Annotated in this window: 16 protein-coding genes; 7 read left to right on the top strand and 9 right to left on the bottom strand. The window is 73.7% G+C overall.

All coding sequences use genetic code 11. The features are described from left to right. Positions 1 to 38 precede the first annotated feature (38 nt). The 4 genes from IG90_RS0127755 to IG90_RS0127740 all read right to left on the bottom strand — a co-directional run bounded on the left by IG90_RS0127755 (position 39) and on the right by IG90_RS0127740 (position 4,355). Positions 39 to 1,097: an aminotransferase class V-fold PLP-dependent enzyme gene (locus IG90_RS0127755; RefSeq protein WP_030590136.1), complete on the bottom strand. Its 1,059-nt coding sequence runs from the start codon at positions 1,095 to 1,097 to the stop codon at positions 39 to 41. A gap of 102 nt (positions 1,098 to 1,199) precedes the next feature. Beyond that, complete coding sequence (locus tag IG90_RS0127750; RefSeq protein WP_030590133.1) at positions 1,200 to 1,916, bottom strand: DsbA family oxidoreductase; 717 nt, start codon at positions 1,914 to 1,916, stop codon at positions 1,200 to 1,202. A 310-nt stretch (positions 1,917 to 2,226) separates the two neighbouring features. Next, complete coding sequence (locus IG90_RS0127745; RefSeq protein WP_030590131.1) at positions 2,227 to 2,838, bottom strand: DUF1349 domain-containing protein; 612 nt, start codon at positions 2,836 to 2,838, stop codon at positions 2,227 to 2,229. Beyond that, positions 2,835 to 4,355, bottom strand: coding sequence for an aldehyde dehydrogenase (NADP(+)) (locus IG90_RS0127740; protein WP_078585438.1), 1,521 nt, complete (start codon positions 4,353 to 4,355; stop codon positions 2,835 to 2,837). The genes IG90_RS0127745 and IG90_RS0127740 overlap by 4 nt, the downstream gene beginning before the upstream one ends. 211 nt (positions 4,356 to 4,566) lie before the next feature. Between IG90_RS0127740 and IG90_RS0127735 the strand changes: the two genes are divergently transcribed. The 5 genes from IG90_RS0127735 to IG90_RS0127715 all read left to right on the top strand — a co-directional run bounded on the left by IG90_RS0127735 (position 4,567) and on the right by IG90_RS0127715 (position 9,004). Further along, a complete protein-coding gene (locus IG90_RS0127735) occupies positions 4,567 to 5,337 on the top strand; it encodes an IclR family transcriptional regulator (RefSeq protein WP_030590125.1) in 771 nt (256 codons plus the stop codon). Next, positions 5,337 to 5,816, top strand: a complete 480-nt coding sequence (locus IG90_RS0127730) for a GNAT family N-acetyltransferase (protein ID WP_030590122.1) — start codon at positions 5,337 to 5,339, stop codon at positions 5,814 to 5,816. The genes IG90_RS0127735 and IG90_RS0127730 overlap by 1 nt, the downstream gene beginning before the upstream one ends. Positions 5,817 to 6,027: 211 nt before the next feature. Continuing rightward, complete coding sequence (locus IG90_RS0127725; RefSeq protein WP_051860291.1) at positions 6,028 to 7,011, top strand: hypothetical protein; 984 nt, start codon at positions 6,028 to 6,030, stop codon at positions 7,009 to 7,011. Further along, positions 7,008 to 8,345: a sensor histidine kinase gene (locus IG90_RS0127720; protein WP_051860288.1), complete on the top strand. Its 1,338-nt coding sequence runs from the start codon at positions 7,008 to 7,010 to the stop codon at positions 8,343 to 8,345. The genes IG90_RS0127725 and IG90_RS0127720 overlap by 4 nt, the downstream gene beginning before the upstream one ends. Further along, positions 8,342 to 9,004 carry a response regulator transcription factor gene (locus tag IG90_RS0127715; RefSeq protein ID WP_030590114.1) on the top strand — a complete coding sequence of 221 codons (663 nt, stop codon included), beginning with the start codon at positions 8,342 to 8,344 and terminating at the stop codon, positions 9,002 to 9,004. Before IG90_RS0127720 ends, IG90_RS0127715 begins: the two co-directional genes overlap by 4 nt. 109 nt (positions 9,005 to 9,113) lie before the next feature. Here IG90_RS0127715 and IG90_RS0127710 read toward each other — a convergent pair whose 3' ends face one another. Both IG90_RS0127710 and IG90_RS0127705 read right to left on the bottom strand, forming a co-directional pair. Beyond that, positions 9,114 to 10,289 (bottom strand): hypothetical protein, encoded by a 1,176-nt coding sequence (locus tag IG90_RS0127710; RefSeq protein WP_030590111.1) that lies wholly within the window; start codon positions 10,287 to 10,289, stop codon positions 9,114 to 9,116. Beyond that, positions 10,286 to 11,245: a 5-dehydro-4-deoxyglucarate dehydratase gene (locus tag IG90_RS0127705; RefSeq protein ID WP_030590107.1), complete on the bottom strand. Its 960-nt coding sequence runs from the start codon at positions 11,243 to 11,245 to the stop codon at positions 10,286 to 10,288. The genes IG90_RS0127710 and IG90_RS0127705 overlap by 4 nt, the downstream gene beginning before the upstream one ends. A gap of 188 nt (positions 11,246 to 11,433) precedes the next feature. On the opposite strand from IG90_RS0127705, the gene IG90_RS0127700 reads away from it, so the two are divergent. Further along, a complete protein-coding gene (locus tag IG90_RS0127700; RefSeq protein ID WP_030590104.1) occupies positions 11,434 to 11,655 on the top strand; it encodes a hypothetical protein in 222 nt (73 codons plus the stop codon). A 75-nt stretch (positions 11,656 to 11,730) separates the two neighbouring features. Further along, positions 11,731 to 12,966, top strand: a complete 1,236-nt coding sequence (locus IG90_RS0127695; protein WP_030590101.1) for a TerD family protein — start codon at positions 11,731 to 11,733, stop codon at positions 12,964 to 12,966. A gap of 121 nt (positions 12,967 to 13,087) precedes the next feature. Here the strand turns inward: IG90_RS0127695 and IG90_RS44425 are convergent, their stop codons facing one another. From IG90_RS44425 to IG90_RS0127680, 3 genes are all read right to left on the bottom strand, one after another. Further along, entirely contained in the window at positions 13,088 to 13,312 is a 225-nt protein-coding gene (locus IG90_RS44425; protein WP_032752687.1) for a hypothetical protein, read from the bottom strand. 85 nt (positions 13,313 to 13,397) lie between these two features. Beyond that, on the bottom strand, positions 13,398 to 14,990 hold the full coding sequence (locus IG90_RS0127685; protein ID WP_030590098.1) for a TROVE domain-containing protein: 1,593 nt from the start codon (positions 14,988 to 14,990) through the stop codon (positions 13,398 to 13,400). Between the two features lie 420 nt (positions 14,991 to 15,410). Further along, entirely contained in the window at positions 15,411 to 16,916 is a 1,506-nt protein-coding gene (locus tag IG90_RS0127680) for a hypothetical protein (protein ID WP_030590095.1), read from the bottom strand. Between the last annotated feature and the right edge of the window lie 295 nt (positions 16,917 to 17,211).

The following is a 17,211-nucleotide window of genomic DNA, read 5'->3' as shown; positions in this document are numbered from 1 at the left end:
CCGGCTCCGGCGTACGCGCGAGGCGTACACGGGAGGCGTCAGGCCAGGAACTCCAGCACCCGGTCCACATCGGCCTCGGTGTTGTAGAGGTGGCAGGAGATCCGCAGATTCCCGGCCGGGGCCGAGACGGCGATCCCTGCCTTCACGAGGTCGGGCGCACGGCCGTCGAGCCCCGGCACGGCGACGATCGCCGACTCCCCCGGGACCGCCTCGTGCCCCAGCTCCGCCAGCCCCGCGCGCAGCCGGGCCGCGAGACCGGTGGCATGCGCGTACAGGGACTCCGCGCCGACCTCCGCGAGCAGGTCGAGGGAGTGCTCGGCCCCGTGGTACGAGAGGAAGGCGGGCGGCTCGTCGAAGCCGCGGGCGGTGGGGGCGAGGCGTTCCAGCGGACCGTAGTTGCTGTTCCAGGGGGCGCCTGCGGAGACCCAGCCGGCGAAGAGGGGCGGCAGGGTGCCCTCCGCCTCCTCGGTGACGGTCAGGAACGACGTGCCGCGCGGGCAGAGCAGGAACTTGAAGCCGCCGGTGACGGTGTAGTCGTACGCCCCGGCGTCCAGCGGGAACCAGCCCGCCGCCTGGGTGCCGTCCAGCAGGGTCCGGGCCCCGTGCGCCGCGGCGGCAGCGCGGACGGCGGCGAGGTCGGCGACCCGGCCGTCGGCCGACTGCACGGCGGAGAAGGCGACGAGGGCGGTCGAGGGGCGCACGGCCGCGGCGAGGTCCGCGAGCGGGGCGTACCGCATGCGCAGATCACCGCGGAGCGCGAACGGGCTGACCACGGAGGAGAACTCGCCCTCGGGGCAGAGGACTTCGGCGCCGGGCGGCAGCGAGGCGGCGATGAGGCCGACGTGGACGGTGACGGAACTGCCGGTGGCGACCCGGTCCGGGTGGACCCCGGCGAGCCGGGCGAAACCGGCCCGGGCGGCCTCCACCGCCCCGAAGCTGCCCGCCCCCTCCCGCCGGCCGGCGGCGTTCTCGTCGGCCAGGGCCTTGACGGCGGCGATCGTCCGGCGGGGCAGCAGGCCCCAGCTGGAGGTGTTGAGGTAGGTGACCTCGGGCGCGAATTCGGCGGCTGCCGCTGGGATGGGCGTGAGGATCGTCATACACCCACCCTGGAGCCCCCTTAACTCAAAGTCAATTACGAAGAGTAAGGGGGTGCATCAAAGGAACGCTTATGGATGGCGGCTGACGGCCTCCGCGGGAGCTCAGCTCCGCGGAACCTCGCAGGCCCCGTCCGCGTCGCAGGCCGCCGCGTCCCCGCCGACGGGGGTGAGGGCGGTGGCGGGACGGTCCTTCCAGGCCTGCTCCAGCGCTTGGACGAAGACCTCGGACGGCTGGCCGCCGGAGATCCCGTACCGCCGGTCGAGGACGAAGAACGGCACGGCGTTGGCGCCCAGTTCGGCCGCCTCGCGCTCGTCGGTGCGGACGTCGTCCGCGTACGCCTCGGGGTCGGCGAGAACCGTACGGGCCTCGTCGGCGTCGAGTCCGGCCTCCACGGCGAGGGCGAGCAGCACCTCGTCGTCGAAGACGGAGCGCTCCTCGGCGAAGTTCGCCCGGTAGGCGAGGGTCAGCAGCTCGTCCTGGCGGCCGCGGGCCTTGGCCAGGTGCAGCAGCCGGTGGATGTCGAAGGTGCTGCCGTGGTCACGGCCCTCGGTGCGGTAGCCGAGCCCCTCGGCCTGCGCGTTGGCCGCGACGTTGGCCTCCATCGAGGCCGCTTCCTCACGGCTGCGGCCGTACTTCTCGGCCAGCATGTCGATCACGAGCGCGGTGTCGCCCTTGGCCCGTGAGGGGTCGAGCTCGAAGGAGCGGTGCACCACCTCGACCTCGTCCCGGTGGGCGAACTCCGCGAGGCCCTTCTCGAAGCGGGCCTTGCCGATGTAGCACCACGGACAGGCGATGTCGCTCCAGATCTCGACGCGCATGACTCTTCTTCTCTCCAGGGGTCGCGGACGGGGGTACGGAGGCCGCCCCGCAGGACGGACCTCTCGGTCGAACACCGAACCTGATCAGGTGATTCCCGGAGCCGGGGCGACGGGGGCGCCCGGCCGGTTCCGGGCAGAGGTGCTCCTCAGCGGCTGACGCGGAGGCGCGCACGTCCGGCCGGCTCGTTCGCTGGAAACGATCTTCGCACGCTCGGGCTACGGCCCGTAGGGGTGATGGGCCCTCCACCCGTTCCGTCCTCGCGAAGCCTTCTCGGAACCCGGGCGCCTCCCTGCCTCGCCGGCCCCCGTTTCACCGTCCGTCGCGCAGGTCCTCCACTCCCCCGGGCAGGAACGCGATCCGGTCGAAGACCGCGCCGCAGCCCTCGCCGGTGGGTGACTGGACGAGGAAGCCGGCGCGGGCGGCCGCCCGCTCCTTCTCGGTGCCCAGGGTGAAGACGCGGACGAAGGTCCAGGTCTCACCGTCGGCGGAGGCGTGGAAGGCGTAGGCGCTGCCGGTGCGGCTGAGGCGGAGCCAGCAGACACCCTCCTCCACCACGAAGGCGTTGGCATCGTCGGAGTGGCCCCGGGTGACGACGGTGCACACGGTCGGGAGGTCCGCCGAGTGCTCCAGGCAGAGCTTGGCCCACTCCCGGTCCCCGACGTGGAGATACAGCGCTCCGGCGTCGCCCGCCGAGACCAGGCCCGGACGTACCCGGGCCAGCAGCCGGAAGTCGCCCTCCCCCACCGCGCCGAGCAGGCGCGGGGCGTCGGAGGCCGGTTCGAGGGAGTCGCCGGACGGGGGGACGAACAGGTCCTGGCCGGGTCCGGCCCGGCCGGTCAGGACGCCGTCCGCGTGGGTCCAGCGTCCGTCGGGGCCCGCCGCGTCCAGGGCGAAGGGGAGGGCGTCCAGGTCCAGGGTCATGCGCGGCGTCCGTCCACCCGGCGGGGCAGGCCCTGCGGGTTGTCCTCGCGGAGCTCCGGCGGGAGGAGCGCCTCGGGGGTGGACTGGTACGTGACCGGGCGCAGCCAGCGTTCGATCGCCGTAGCGCCGACCGAGGTGGAGGTGGACGTGGTGGCGGGGTAGGGACCGCCGTGGTGCTGGGCGGGAGCGACGGCGACGCCGGTCGGCCAGCCGTTGACCAGGATGCGGCCGGCGAGCGGGGTGAGGGCGGCCAGCAGGCGGGCCGCGTCGGGGTCGGCCTCCTCGGTAGCGGTCTGGAGGGTCGCGGTGAGGTTCCCGGGCAGCCGGGCGAGGACGGCGGCGATCTCCGCGACGGAGGAGTACCGGGCGATCACGGCGACCGGGCCGAAGCACTCCTCCAGCAACGCGTCGTGCGGGCCCTGCCCGGTCAGCCGGGCGGCCGGCACGGTGAGGAATCCGGCGGAGACGGTGTGCTCGCCGCCCGCGCCGGGGGTGACGGGGGCATCGACGTCGGGCAGCGCGGCCCGTTCCCGTACGCCCGCGACGAAGGCGTCCCGCATGCGGTGGTCCAGCAGGACGCCGGAGCCGGTGGAGCTGACCGTCTCGGTGAGGGTCTTCACCAGCTGGTCGCCGGCGGCTCCCTCGGGGACCAGGACGAAGCCGGGCTTGGTGCAGAACTGGCCGACGCCCAGGGTCATCGAGCCGCCGAGCCCCGCGCCGATCTCCCCGGCGCGCTCGGCGGCGGCCGCCCCGGTGACGACGACCGGGTTGAGGGAGCCGAGCTCGCCGTGGAAGGGGATGGGGGCGGGCCGGGCCGCCGCCGCGTCGAACAGGGCGCGTCCGCCGCGCACCGATCCGGTGAAGCCCGCGGCGCTCACCAGCGGGTGGCGGATCAGCTCGACGCCCGCGTCGAAGCCGTGGACCAGGGTGACCACGTCCTCGGGCAGGCCGGTCCGGGCGGCGGCGCGGCGGAGGACCGAGGCGCAGAGTTCGGAGGTGGCCGGGTGGTCGGGGTGCGCCTTGACGACGACCGGGCAGCCGGCCGCGAGCGCGCTGGCCGTGTCACCGCCGGGGACGGAGAAGGCGAGCGGGAAGTTGCTGGCCGCGTAGACGGCGACGACCCCGAGCGGGATCTTGTAGCGCCGCAGATCGGGCCAGGGCGGAGTGCGCGAGCCGTCTTCGTGGTCGATGTGGACGTCGAGGTAGGCGCCTTCGTCGACGACCTCCGCGAACGCCCGCAACTGGGCTGCCGTGCGGGCGAGTTCACCGGTGAGCCGGGCCGGGCCGAGGGCGGTCTCCGCGTCGGCCGCCTCGATGATGTGCTCGCCCGAATCCGCCAGCAGCTCCGCCGCCGTACGCAGGAACGCGGCGCGCGCCGTGCGGTCGGCGAGGGCGTCGCGGACGGCGTGGGCCGCCCGGACCGCGCGGTCCACTTCCTCGGCGGTAGCCTCCACGGCAACCTGCTCGCGCGGGTTCCCGGTTCGGGGGTCGACACTCCAGACTGGTGCTGCGCTCACCGTGATTCCCTCCGTCTGTCGACCGTCTTGTGACGGTCTGCCTGCCGTCTGCGGCCGTGCATCAGCAAGTGTTCGGTATTCTGAACAGAGTTCCTGATCGTGAATGTCCTGGGACTCTATTTCCGGGTGTTCCATGTTGGCAATCGTGGTGGCGGGCTTTCGGACGACGATGCGGACGAAAGCCGAAGAGCTGGAGAAGGGGGCGTGGGCGATGTCGGTCGCCGAGTCCGGTGGGGCACAGGTCAAGTCCGCGGTACGGACCGTGGAGCTCCTCGAGTACTTCGCGGGGCGGCCCGGCATGCACTCGCTGGCCGCCGTCCAGGAGGCGGTCGGCTACCCCAAGTCCAGCCTCTACATGCTGCTGCGCACCCTGGTGGAGCTGGGCTGGGTGGAGACGGACGCGACGGGCACCCGGTACGGGATCGGCGTGCGGGCCCTGCTGGTCGGCACCTCGTACATCGACGGCGACGAGGTCGTGGCCGCCGCCCGGCCCACCCTGGACCGGCTGTCCGACGACACCACGGAGACCATCCACCTGGCCCGCCTCGACGGGACGAACGTGGTCTACCTCGCCACCCGGCAGTCCCAGCACTATCTGCGCCCCTTCACCCGGGTCGGCCGCCGGCTGCCCGCGCACTCCACCTCGCTCGGCAAGGCGCTGCTGGCCACCCACAGCGACGAGCAGGTCCGCGAAATGCTCCCCGAGACGCTTCCCGCGCTGACCGAACACACCATCACGGACCGCGAGAAGCTCATCGAGGAACTGCGGCTGGTACGCGAGCAGGGCTACGCTGTGGACCGCGAGGAGAACACCCTCGGCCTGCGCTGCTTCGGCGTCGCCATCCCGTACCGGACGCCCGCGCGCGACGCGATCAGCTGCTCGGTGCCGGTCGCCCGGCTCACCCCCGGCCACGAACAGACGGTGAAGGACGCCCTGTTCGACGCCCGGGACCGGCTCACCCTCGCGACCCGGCGACTCTGATGACCGAGATCGCCCTGCGTGCGGTCCAGGACAGTGATCTACCGCTGTTCTTCGCCTGGATGAGCGACCCGGAGGCGACCCGCGTCGCCGCTTTCACCTCCGAGGACCCCACCGACCGCGCCGCGTTCGACGCCCACTGGGCGCGGCTCCGCGCCGGGTCCGGCGGGGTGGTGATGCGCACGGTGGTGGCCGACGGTGCGGTGGTGGGCCATGTCGGGGCGTACGGGGACCCCGGCGACCGCCAGGTCACGTACTGGATCGGCCGTGCGCACTGGGGCCGCGGACTGGCGACGGCCGCGCTGCGGGCGTTCCTCGACGAGACGCCCACGCGCCCGCTGCACGCACGGGCGGCGGCCGACAACCTCGGCTCGCGCCGGGTGCTGGAGAAGTGCGGCTTCGTGGTGACCGGCAAGGACCGCGGGTTCGCCCGGGCCCGGGGCGGGGAGATCGACGAGGTCCTGGTGACGCTCCGCTCGTAGGGCCTCCCCCGCGCGGCGGAGGCGGATCGTCACCGGGCAGGACGTGCGGGCACGGGCGGTGCGGAAGCCTGGTGCCATGACAGCGAACCGGCCCCCCGCCACGTCCCCGCCCGTCCCGCAGCGCCCCGGGACACCCGAACCCACCGTCGTACCGCCCGAGCCGCCCCCGTACCGCATCAGCCGGGCGCAGGCCGTGCTCCGGGCGGTCGCCATGCTGTCCTGTCTGCCCTACATCGGGCTCAAGGTGGCCTGGATGGCGGGCAGTCGGCTCGGCATCCCGGACGACAGCGCACTGCTCGACGGCGGCACCGCGCTCCGCGTCGCCAACGGGGCCACGGTGCTGATGGACAGCGCCGTCATCGTCCTCGCGCTGCTGCTCACCCGGCCCTGGGGCAAGCGGGTGCCCGGCTGGCTGCTGGTGCTGCCGATGTGGGTGGCGAGCGGTCTGCTGCTGCCGATCATGACGGCCTTCCCGGTCCAGATGGCCGCACGGCTCCTCGGCGGTGGCGCAGGGCGGCCGGTCGGTGAGGGGAGCTCCGAACCGTTCCTCGACCCGTGGGTCTTCGGCGTCGTCTACGGCGGTTTCATCGTCCAGGGCCTCGCCCTCGGCACCCTCTTCGCGCTGTACGCCAGGGAGCGCTGGGGCCATCTGTGGCAGGGGCGGCTGCGGGACCTCCCGGAGAGTCCGACCGCGCCCGCTCTGCGCGCGACCGCCGTCGCCGCCGCGCTGGCGGCCCTTCTCCCCGGCGTCACGCACCTGTTGTGGGTCGCCGGTTCGACCGCCGGGCTCGACGCGGGCCGGGCGGCGGACCGCTCCAGCGATTTCTACGTCCTGGAAGCCGTCAGCCTGCTCTTCGTGGTGGTCACCGCCGTCGGCGTGCTCCTGCTCGCCTTCCGGCGCACCGGCCGCCTCTCCCTGCGGCTGCCGCTCGTCCTGGCCTGGGTCGGTTCGGCGGAGATGGCCTGCTGGGGTGGCTGGCTGAGCGTCGCCGGGCTGATGGGCGCGGGCGAGGCGGCGGACCGGCCGACGACGGTGACGACGGTGACCTACGCTGTCCAGATGCTGGCCGGGGCTCTCGTCGTGACGCTGGGCGCGTACTTCTTCGCGGAGCGCGCGGCGGCTTCCGCGCTGCCCCCGGCCGAGAACGGGGCCACCGGGGCCTGCGCCCCGGACTCCGGCAGCCGGGTGTCATGAAGCCGCTCGCCGCTCTGTTCGGACGGCGGGCGCGGCTGCGCTGGCTGCACCTGATCATCGGCGGCGCGCTGCTGATGCCTTACTTCCTCGTCGGCACGGTCCTGGTCGGCGTGGCCGGCGACGGGGAACCGGTCTTCTCCTCCCTGCCCGCCCAGCTCGTCGCGTTCGCCCTCGCCCTGCCGATGGCGGCGGTCACCGGCTTCTTCGCCCTCGTCCGGCCGCTGTCCGTGGCCGCCGCCCGCGCCCTGTGCGGGGTTCCGCCCGCGCTGCTGGCCGACGGGCCCGCCCGCACCCGGCAGGCCCGGGTGCGTACCGCCGGCTGGTACACCCTGCATCTGGCGCTCGGCGGGGTCGTCAGCGGAGCCACGCTGGCACTGCCGCCGTTCGCGGTGGCGGTGGCCGGCCTGCCGTTCTTCGCGGGGCTGCGCGGCACCCGGCTGCTCGACGGGCCCCGGGTGCTGCGGGAGCCGTGGGCCCTGGCCCTCGCGCCGTTCGCCGGGGTCGCGATGCTGCTGGCGCTGGCGCTGGTCGCCGCCGTGGCCGGGAAGGTGCTGGCCCGGCGGGCGCCGGTGCTGCTGGGGCCGACGCCCGAGGACCGGCTGGCCGCCGCCGAGCGCCGCGCGGCGGATCTGGCGGTGCGCAACCGGCTCGCCCGGGAGCTGCACGACTCGGTGGGCCATGCGCTGAGTGCCGTGACCCTTCAGGCGGGGGCGGCGCGCCGGGTCCTGGACCGCGATCCGGAGTTCGTCCGGGAGGCGCTGACCGCCATCGAGGAGACGACGCGGCGGACGGTCGGGGAGCTGGACTCGGTACTGGGGCTGCTGCGGCAGGACGGGGAGCCGGACGACGAGGGCACGATGCACGGGCCGGGGCTGGACGCGCTCGGCGGGCTGCTGGCGCACTGCGGGGTGCCGGTGGCGTACGAGCGGGAGGGCGATCCGGGTGACCCGGACAGCGTGGCCCCGGCGGTCTCGCGGGAGGCGTACCGGATCGTCCAGGAGGGGCTGAGCAACGCGCTGCGGCACGGCGGGCGCGGCCCGTCCCCGGTGCGGCTGCTGATCGCGGTACGGGAGGGGGAGCTGGAGATCGTGATGGAGAATCCGCTGGGCGGGCGGCCCGCCGTGGCACGTCCCGGGGGCGGTCGCGGGCTGCGGGGCATCGAGGAGCGGGCCGTGCTGCTGGGCGGCCGCACCGAGGCGGGATCGCACGACGGCGTCTGGCGGCTGACCGCCCTGCTGCCGCTGACGGTCCCGCGAACGGGAACGGGCGCGGCCCCGGGGACGGCCGGAAGGACGGCCTCGGGGACGGCCGGGCGGACGGAGGAGCGGTCATGAGCGGGGCTCCGGTGCGGGTGGTGCTGGCGGACGACGAGCGGATGGTGCGTACGGCGCTGCGCGTGATCCTGGACGCCGAGGAGGGCATCGAGGTCGTCGGAGAGGCCGCCACCGGCGCGGAGGCCGTATCCGTGGTGCGGGAGCTGCGGCCCGACGTGGTGCTGATGGACGTGCGGATGCCGGAGATCGACGGCATCCGGGCCACGGAGCAGATCCTCGCCACACTGGAGGACCCGCCGAGGATCGTCGTGGTGACGACCTTCGAGAACGACGCGTACGTGTACGAGGCACTGCACGCCGGGGCGGCCGGGTTCCTGCTGAAGCGGGCGGCGGCCGAGGAGCTGGTGCAGGCGGTGCGGCTGGTGGCGTGCGGCGACTCGCTCCTCTATCCGGCGGCCGTGCGCACGCTGGCCGCCGAGCACGCCGCGCGGCGGCGGGCCGGGGCCCCGGCGTGGGTGGCGCGGCTGACCGGGCGGGAGGCGGACGTGCTGCGGCTGATGGCGGCGGGGCTGACCAACGCGGAGATCGCGAAGCGGCTCGCGGTGGGCCCGGCGACGGCGAAGACACACGTGGCGGCGGTCCTCGCGAAGACCGGCGCCCGGGACCGCACCCAGGCGGTCATCGCGGCGTACGAGTCCGGTTTCATCACCCCGGGCTGAGGGTCACAGCGCGTGGGCCGCGTGAGAGATCGGTGAGAAGGGGCACGGAAGGGAACGGCCGGAACGCCCCTGCTCGTCCCTAGGCGTGCGACACCACCACGCCCCCGCCTCACCCCAGCCGTGACAGCGCGGCGGCGACCGCCTCCAGGTCCGGCCCCGAGGCGAGCCCCGCGTGGTACAGGCGCAGTTGGTCCGCGCCGAGCGAGGCGGCGTGGGCCGCGTCGCGCTCCAGGGTACGGGGGCTGCCGCCCATCCCGGTGACGATCCCGAAGTTGGCGGCACGCACTCCGCCCCGGCCGGCGAACGGCCCGAGGACCGCCTCCCGGGCGGCGTCGGACCCGGTGCAGGGCAGCACCACGCCGTCGGCCACGGCGAGGATGTGGTCCGCCTCGACGCCGACGTTGGCACCGGTGCGGTACGGGGCGGGGTCGGCGTGCAACAGCACCTGGAAGCCGGGCGGGGCCTCGGCCCGTACGGCGGCGACGGCCGCTTCCTGGAACGCGCGGGCGACCCGGCCGCGCCATCGCAGGGTGGCGTTCGCGTGTTCGGGCCCGAGCAGCTTCTCGATGCCTTCCCGGCCCGACTCCGGGGAACCCGCGCCGGACCAGGCCGGTTCCAGGGCGCGGCGGACGGCGGCGGACAGTTCACCGGGGTCGGCGCCCGTCTCCCCGTACCCCTCGCGGCATTCGGGGCAGAAGCACAGCGACATCAGGTACTGCGCCGCGTCGCCGAGGCCCACGCCGGCGACCTTGTCATGGGCGTGCAGATGGGCGAAGCCGTACCAGCCGCAGGACTCCAGTTCCGTGCCGCGCGCTCCGGGCCGGGCGGCGGCCTCCGCCGCGAGGTCCACGAGGTGGTCGCGCACGGCGGGGCGGGCGATGCACGGCGCCCAGGGGTAGCGGTCCCCGTAGGCGTTGACCACCGAGGTGTCCGGGTGCTCCGCGCCGAGCCGCGAGCTGTGCGCGAGGACCACCCAGCTGTGCACCTCCAGGCCTGCGGCGGCCAGGGCCCCCGCGGCCTCCCCGTACGGATCGTCGCCGGCCGTCCAGCTCTGGCGGTACGGGGCGAGGGGCCGCCCCGCCCAGCGGCCCGGGTCCGGCGGGTAGAGGACGGCGGCGTGCTCGGCGGTCACAATGCGGTGGGCGGGGTGGCGGGGGGTCAGGGCCCGGGTGGAGTGGTAGGCGGAGGCCAGGGTGACCTGTCGGACGCCGAGGTCCGCGATCCGGGCGGCGGCGTCCGGGTCCCCGACGACGTCCCACGGGTAGAGGAAGACGCCCGCCTTCACGCCGGCCCCCCCGGAGTGGTGGCGTGCTCCTCCAGCAGGGCGCGGCCGCTCGCGATGATCTCGATGAGGTCCTTGACATGCGCGGCGGGTGGTTCGGTGAGCGGGGTGCGTACCTCGCCGACGTCCAGGCCCTGGAGGCGGACACCGGCCTTGACCAGGGAGACGGCGTATCCCCGCCCCTTGGCGCGCAGTTCGACGAGCGGCCGGTAGAAGTGGTCGAGCAGTGCGTCGACCAGGGCGTCGTCGCCGGATTCCAGGGCCCGGTGGAAGGCGAGGGCGATGTCCGGGGCGAAGGCGAACACGGCGGAGGAGTAGAGGGTGACGCCGATGCCCCGGTAGGCGAGGCCGGTGAGCTCGGCGGTGGGCAGCCCGTTGAAGTACAGGAAGTCGTCGCCGGGCCGGTGAGTGCGGACCGCGCTGACGATGCGCCGCATGAGGCCGAGGTCGCCGTGGCCGTCCTTGAGCCCGATGATGCCGGGGGTGCGGGCCAGGGCGACGACCGTCTCGGGGGTGAAGATCGCGTTGTCGCGCTGGTAGACGATCGTCTCCAGACCGGTGGCCGCGGCGAGCGCCGCGTAGTGGTTCAGCAGCCCTTCCTGGTCGGCGGCGACGAGGTAGGGCGGCATGGCGAGGAGCCCGTCCGCACCGGCCTCCTCGGCGGCCCGCGCGTACTGGACGGCGAGCGCCGTGCCGTAGCCGGCCCCGGCGACGACCGGGATCCGTCCTGCGGTCTCCTCGACCGCGGCGGCGACCGCGAGGCGGAACTCCTCGGGGGTCAGAGCGTGGAACTCGCCCGTGCCGCAGCAGGCGAAGACCGCGGCGGCTCCGGCGTCGATCCCGGCCCGCACATGAGCCCGGAAGACGTCGAGGCCGACGGTGCCGTCCGGCCCGAACGCGGTCACGGGGAGCGATCGCAAGGCGGAGGGTCGCCCCGATACTGGATGTACCGGGGTGATCCCGACAACGCGGCGAGCGTGCGTGCCAGACGCCGCCGAGCAGGCGGGACTTTCGAAACACGCCTTAGGCGGCCACGTCGTCACCGACCCGCCGATCTGGCCGCACTGACCCGCACGGAAGCGGATGCGGAAGACGCGGGCGCGAGAATTCGGGCGACGGGGTGCGGCCCGGCGGGCAGGATACGAACATGCCGAGACCTTCCGGATTCCAGTACGAACAGCACGGCGACCGAAGCGTCACCATCACCCACCACGGCCACCCCGCGGGCACCCTGCGCGGCGGCCGGGCGGAGAAGTTCCTGGCCGAGGTGACATCGGGCGACGCCCAACTGGTGATGGCGCGCTGGACCGGCGCGTACAAGCACGGCAACGAACGCACCGCCCGCAACCACCCGCGCAACCGCCGCTGAGGGCACTTCGACGGCCATGATCCGGACGGCCGAAGGTAAGGGAACGGCAAAGCCGGGTCGTTCGTTACCCCGATCATGACCGCTATGACCCCCGGCTCGAACATCCCGCTCTCCGCCGCCCGCGTGGCGGTGGACGTCGCCGCCCCGGTGCGGCTCGACGTCTCGGGCCTGCTGCTCACCGCCGACGGCAAGGTGCGCTCCGACGACGACTTCATCTTCTACAACCAGCCCTCGGGCCCCGGTGTGACCTACCGCTCCGGCGGGGGCTCCGCACCCGACGCGATCGTGGTGGACACCGCGGCCGTCCCGCCTGGCATCGAGAAGATCGTCGTCACCGCGAGCCCGGACGCCGCCGGCCAGACCTTCCAGGGCATCGAGCCCACCGCCACCGTGCGCAACGCGGACGACGGCGGTGCGCTCGCCACCTTCACCCCGCCGCAGCTGGGCGCCGAGACGGCGCTCGTGGTCATCGAGGTCTACCGGCGCAACGGCGCCTGGAAGGCCCGCGCGGTCGGCCAGGGCTATGCCGACGGGCTGGCCGGGATCGCCACGGACTTCGGCGTCTCGGTCGAGGAGCCCGCGGCCCCGGTCGCCCCGGCGCCGGTCGCCCCCGCCCCGGTGGCACCGCCGGTCGCGGCACCGGCCGCCGTCCCCGTCGACCCGCGGATCGCCCCGCCCGCTCCGGCCGCCCCGCCCGCTCCCCCGGCGGCCCCCGCCCCGCCTGCCGGCTCTGGGAAGATCAATCTGGACAAGGGCCGGGTCAGCCTCCAGAAGAACCAGACCGTGTCCCTCGTCAAGGGCGGCGCCCCGCTGCTCTCGCGGGTCAGGATGGGCCTGGGCTGGGAGCCCGCGTTCCGCGGCAAGGACATCGACCTGGACGCGTCGGTGATCGCCTACGGCCCCAGCCGCAACCACCTGGACAGCTGCTACTTCGGCAAGCTGACCATCCTGAACGGGGCCATCAAGCACTCCGGTGACAATCTCACCGGTGACGGCGCGGGCGACGACGAGGTGATCGTCGTGGACCTGGGCCGGATCCCCACCGAGGCGACGGGCCTGGTCTTCACGGTGAACTCGTTCACCGGCCAGAAGTTCAACGAGGTCGCCAAGGCCTACTGCCGGCTGATCGACGACGCGTCCGGCGAGGAACTGGTCCGCTTCGACCTCACCGGCGCCGAGCCGCAGACCGGCGTGATGATGGCCAAGCTCATCAAGCAGTTCACCGGCGAGTGGGAGATGACCGCGATGGGCGAGTTCGTGAAGTCGCGCACCGTGCGGGGCATGGTGAAGCCCGCCGCCAAGTCCCTGTAGCCGCCAGGTGGGCCCTCGCCCGGAGGGCCGGAGAGGGCCGCGACGGAGTCCGGGGCGCCTGAAGTGATTCAGGCACCCCGGATCCGGAGAAGACGGACGCTGCTCGTACTCGTCTCGCGTCTCAGAGCTTGGTCAACTTGGAGTACGGGCTCAGGATCCTTCCCTGACGCCCCGAGAAGTCGATGAGGACTGCATCGTTGTCGCCCTCGACAGCAAGAATCCTGCCGAGCCCGAACTGGTCGTGCGACACCCGGTCGCCCACATCGAAGCATTCGACCGGTGGGGCCTCCTGAGCCGGACGGTTGAAGGGACTGGAAGGCAGGTGACGCCGGGCTGACTGTTTCATTAAGTCGAGTATGCGCCCTGTGAAGGCCCGACGCCATGCCCGTCGGCGCCCAGGGGCCCAGAAGTGCCGGATTCGTAATCAGCGCTCACCACGGCCAGTCAGCGCTTCCTCCCGCCTCCAGCAGCGGAACCATGCGGAACGCCGCGTCGGAAAGACCCCCGAACGTGTGGCGGTTTCCCTCGCCGGACGGGGCGTGGCCGAGCCGGTATCCGGCCAGATTCCAGGTGTAGACGGGCACCGTGTCCGGAACGCTCCGGGTCGCGTCGCCACGGCGCGTGTACGCGGCCTGCTCGTCGGTGACGATGAGGACCCGGTCGTGGCCCCGGTAGTGCCGCCGCACCGCCTCCGCCGTGTTCGTGCCTCCCAGGTTGCCGAAGCGGTCCAGGACCCGGAGCACGGACTCGCCCGCGCGGAAGGTCACCGGCGCGCTGGTCGTGCCGAACTGCACCAGGTCCGCGTCGGCGGCGCGCAGAGCCAGCGCCGCGCCGAAGACGGCCGCGGCGTCGGCCCGGTTCAGCCGGGAGCGCTCGGAGAGTGGCGCGGCCATCGAACCGGAGCGGTCGACCAGGACCAGGGTGCGGCCGGGCAGCGCGGGAACCTGGCCCAGCGAGTGCCCAAGGGCCTGCTCCAGCGGGTGGGCCCAGCGCAGCGACGGCGCGTGCCGGTACGCGGCGAGATAGCGGAAGGGGAACTGCCGCGAAGCGGCGACGGCTTCCGGGTCGCTGATCCGGGCGGCGGCGCTCGCCGCGACCTCGTCCCGTACCCCGGCCTCGTCGAAGTTCCGGAGGTTCCGGACGAGCGCCATCGTCCCCATCGACGGAATCACCGCCTCCCACGCCGCCGCGTCCATCGGGCCCTGCAGCCATCCCGCCAGCGACTCCCAGGTCATCCCGGCCTCGGCCAGCCGCTCCGCGCCGCCGGGGCCGGTGACGACGGGGCGACGCTCGGCCACCGGCAGCTCCATCAGCTCCCGGTGGGCGCCCAGCGTGCGGTCGGCGGCGGGCGGCACGGCGCTCTCCGGCCGGTGCCTGCGGTCCAGCGCGTACCGGAAGAGCTCGCCCTGCCAGGGCTTGGCGGGGTCGGGCGCGGCGTGCACCAGGTTGAGCACGTCGCCGAAGCGGTAGCCCTTGGACGCGGTGTCGTACTTCAGCAGGGCACGGCCGGTGTAGAGGCGGCGTACGGCGTCGGCGATGCCCCGCTTCACGGGCTGGGGCAGGGCGCGCCCGTAGCGGGAGGTCCAGTAGCCCAGCAGCTCGCCTGGCTCGTCGGCCCGCAGCAGAACGGAGTCGATGACCTGCCGGTTCGTGGGCCCCTCGGTGCAGCCCGCGGCCAGCCGCGCCCGCACGTACTCCGCGCCGCCGACCAGCGAGGCGGTCCGCATCTGCCCGTCGCGGCGCAGCCAGTGGAGCAGCCCCGCGGTCCAGGTGGGGTCCTCCACGGCGAGGCGGCGCACGAGCGTGGCGAACCGGTCGTCGCGCCGGTCTCCGCCCTCGTAGTAGGTGTCCTGGGCCACGAAGTTGGCGACGGCGAGCAGGAAGAGCTCGGAGCGGGCGTCGCGCACGTGTCCGCTGCCGCCCTGGTGGTTGGGCGCGACCGCGCCGGTCGTCGTGACGGGCGAGACCGGCTGCTCAAAGCCGGCGGAACGGGACCTGTGCGTACGGAAATTGAAGCGAGACATGAGAAGAATTCCCCCGAATTCCTGGGGGAGAGCGCGGCGGCGGAACGGGGTGCCCGAGATCAGGAGTCGGCGACGGAGAACAGTCTGAAGCTCTGTCCGATTGAGCTACCGGCCGGAGCCGGACGGGACTCGAACCCGCAACCCTCAGATCCAGAAGTATCCGTCGCCTGCGCACCGGGCACCCCGGCGCTCGCGCCTCCCGAGTTCACCAGTGGCTGCGGCACATTTCAGGAAAGGAAGGAGCCGCCGCCTTCGCACCGGGAGGTGCATGCCCATGACCTTAGAGAACGCGTTGACCGGGCGCGAGACAATATTCCACGGGCCCGGCAGGCGGCATGGGCCTCCTGAGGCCGCGAGCCGCCGGCAGCTGCTCGGTAGGAGCAGCGCTCGACTCTCAGCGCCGCTCCCGAGTCGACTCCCTCAACTCCCCGCGCGCGAGCGGGCCTTGAACGCCGCCTTGCGGGCGTCCTTGGCGGCCTTCTTGTCGCTGTGCAGCCGGCCCATCGCCTCCAGCACATCGGCGGTGGCCGGGTGGTCGACGCGCCAGACCTCGTCGAAGAAGCCGCCGTGCTGCGCGGAGAGCCCCTCGACGAGGCCCTGGAGCTCGTCCAGTTCGCCGTCCGCGTCCAGTTGGGCGGCGATGGTGTCGATGGCCAGCCAGAAGATCATGTCCTCCGGCGGGGCGGGCACGTCGGCGGCGCCGCGCTCCGCGAGCCAGACGCGGGCCAGGCCGCCCAGTTCCGGGTCGCCGAGCACCGCGCGTACGGCGGGCTCCGCCTCGGGGCCCGCCAGGGCGAGGGCCTGCTGGCAGTGGAGGCGGCGCAGCGGGGCGCCCTCGTCCGTGCCGCGCGCGGCGGCCAGCAGCTCGGCGGCCGCTGCTACCGCGCCCTCGGTGCCGTATGCAGCGAGCCAGAGCTTGACCTCGGCGCGGGCGGCGGATTCGGGGTAGTGGGCGATGCCGTCGAGGAGGGCGTCGGCGCCCTTGCCCGCGAGGTCGCCGACGGCGGGGGCCTCCAGCCCGGCCTCCAGCATCCGGGCCCGGACGCCGTACAGGCCGAGGGGGGTGAGCTTGACCATGCCGTAGCGGGTGACGTCCTCGTCGTCGGCCCCGGCGGCGGAGGCGTCCGCGGTCTCGCCCTCCTCGACCAGCAACGCCTCGTCGACCGGCCGGTACTCGACGATCCCGATGGGTTCGAGGAGCCGGAACTGGTCGTCGAGGCGCATCATCGCCTCCGACACCTGCTCCAGGATGTCGTCGGTGGGCTCGCCCATGTCGTCGGGGACGATCATCGACGCGGCGAGAGCGGGCAGCGGGACCGGCCCTTCGCCCGCGCCGTTGTCGGCGAGGGTGAGCAGGTAGAGGTTGCCGAGGACCCCGTCGAGGAATTCGGCCTCGGCCTCCGGGTCCCAGTCCAGGGCGTCGAAGTCGATCGAGCCGTCCTCGCCGACGAGGTCCGCGAAGTCGTCCAGGACGGGCGCGGTGGCGTCGGCGTGCACGGCGTCCAGGCCGTCGAGCCAGATGGACAGGACGTCCTGCGGGGAACCGCCGGTGAGCAGGGCCAGGTTCTCACCCACGGTGACGGTGCCCTCGGACTCGCTCTCGGGGCCCACCTCGCCCTGGCCCTCCGGGTCCCGGCCGTCCTCCTCGGGGTCGGTGACGTCGAGGAGGCCGGTGTCCACGGCGAGCCGCCAGGCCTCGCCGGCGTACGCGGCACCGTCCTCGTCGGCAGGGAGGCCGAGGTGCTCGGCGGCCGCGGGCAGCTGCGCCTCGACGAGTTCGCCGCCCGCGCCGACCCGGGTGTCCGGTCCGGCCCAGCGGGCGAGCCTGACGGCGCGGACGAACAGCGGAGCGGCGAGCGCGTCCCGTGCCAGTTCGGCCTCGGAGTTCAGCCGCACCGGCGGCAGGAAGGGGCGCTCTGCGGACATCGGGGGTTCTCCTCGGTGCGTGCTCGGGGGCATACGGAGTGCGTACGCGGTTCAGCCGCCCAAGCCTAGACGCAATGCGCCCTATGCCGCCCGCCGCTTGACCGCATGCCACCCGCCGGGCCGCCAGGGCATTTCGGCGACGCCGCGCGCGTACGTGCCAGGCGTCGCCCGGCAGGCGGCAGTTCGACGGCCGGCCCTAGTCTTCTGAGTCAGGAATTCTGTTCAGATGTATAAGCTTGCTTCATGGCACGGACGGGGCGGCCGAAGGCCGAGTTGAGACTGTCGGACGAGGAAC

This window comes from Streptomyces anulatus (genome assembly GCF_000721175.1).
GTDB classification, from domain to species: Bacteria; Actinomycetota; Actinomycetes; order Streptomycetales; family Streptomycetaceae; genus Streptomyces; species Streptomyces anulatus_C.
Note: the sequence above shows the minus strand (reverse complement) of the source record. Positions and strands in the feature narration are given on the sequence as shown.

Excerpts from the sequence above, each read along its gene's own strand:
- IG90_RS0127755 (WP_030590136.1), bottom strand. The coding sequence starts at position 1,097 with ATGACGATCCTCACGCCCATCCCAGCGGCAGCCGCCGAATTCGCGCCC.
- IG90_RS0127750 (WP_030590133.1), bottom strand. The coding sequence starts at position 1,916 with ATGCGCGTCGAGATCTGGAGCGACATCGCCTGTCCGTGGTGCTACATC.
- IG90_RS0127745 (WP_030590131.1), bottom strand. The coding sequence starts at position 2,838 with ATGACCCTGGACCTGGACGCCCTCCCCTTCGCCCTGGACGCGGCGGGC.
- IG90_RS0127735 (WP_030590125.1), top strand. The coding sequence starts at position 4,567 with ATGTCGGTCGCCGAGTCCGGTGGGGCACAGGTCAAGTCCGCGGTACGG.
- IG90_RS0127730 (WP_030590122.1), top strand. The coding sequence starts at position 5,337 with ATGACCGAGATCGCCCTGCGTGCGGTCCAGGACAGTGATCTACCGCTG.
- IG90_RS0127725 (WP_051860291.1), top strand. The coding sequence starts at position 6,028 with ATGCTGTCCTGTCTGCCCTACATCGGGCTCAAGGTGGCCTGGATGGCG.
- IG90_RS0127720 (WP_051860288.1), top strand. The coding sequence starts at position 7,008 with ATGAAGCCGCTCGCCGCTCTGTTCGGACGGCGGGCGCGGCTGCGCTGG.
- IG90_RS0127715 (WP_030590114.1), top strand. The coding sequence starts at position 8,342 with ATGAGCGGGGCTCCGGTGCGGGTGGTGCTGGCGGACGACGAGCGGATG.
- IG90_RS0127700 (WP_030590104.1), top strand. The coding sequence starts at position 11,434 with ATGCCGAGACCTTCCGGATTCCAGTACGAACAGCACGGCGACCGAAGC.
- IG90_RS0127695 (WP_030590101.1), top strand. The coding sequence starts at position 11,731 with ATGACCGCTATGACCCCCGGCTCGAACATCCCGCTCTCCGCCGCCCGC.
- IG90_RS44425 (WP_032752687.1), bottom strand. The coding sequence starts at position 13,312 with ATGAAACAGTCAGCCCGGCGTCACCTGCCTTCCAGTCCCTTCAACCGT.
- IG90_RS0127685 (WP_030590098.1), bottom strand. The coding sequence starts at position 14,990 with ATGTCTCGCTTCAATTTCCGTACGCACAGGTCCCGTTCCGCCGGCTTT.
- IG90_RS0127680 (WP_030590095.1), bottom strand. The coding sequence starts at position 16,916 with ATGTCCGCAGAGCGCCCCTTCCTGCCGCCGGTGCGGCTGAACTCCGAG.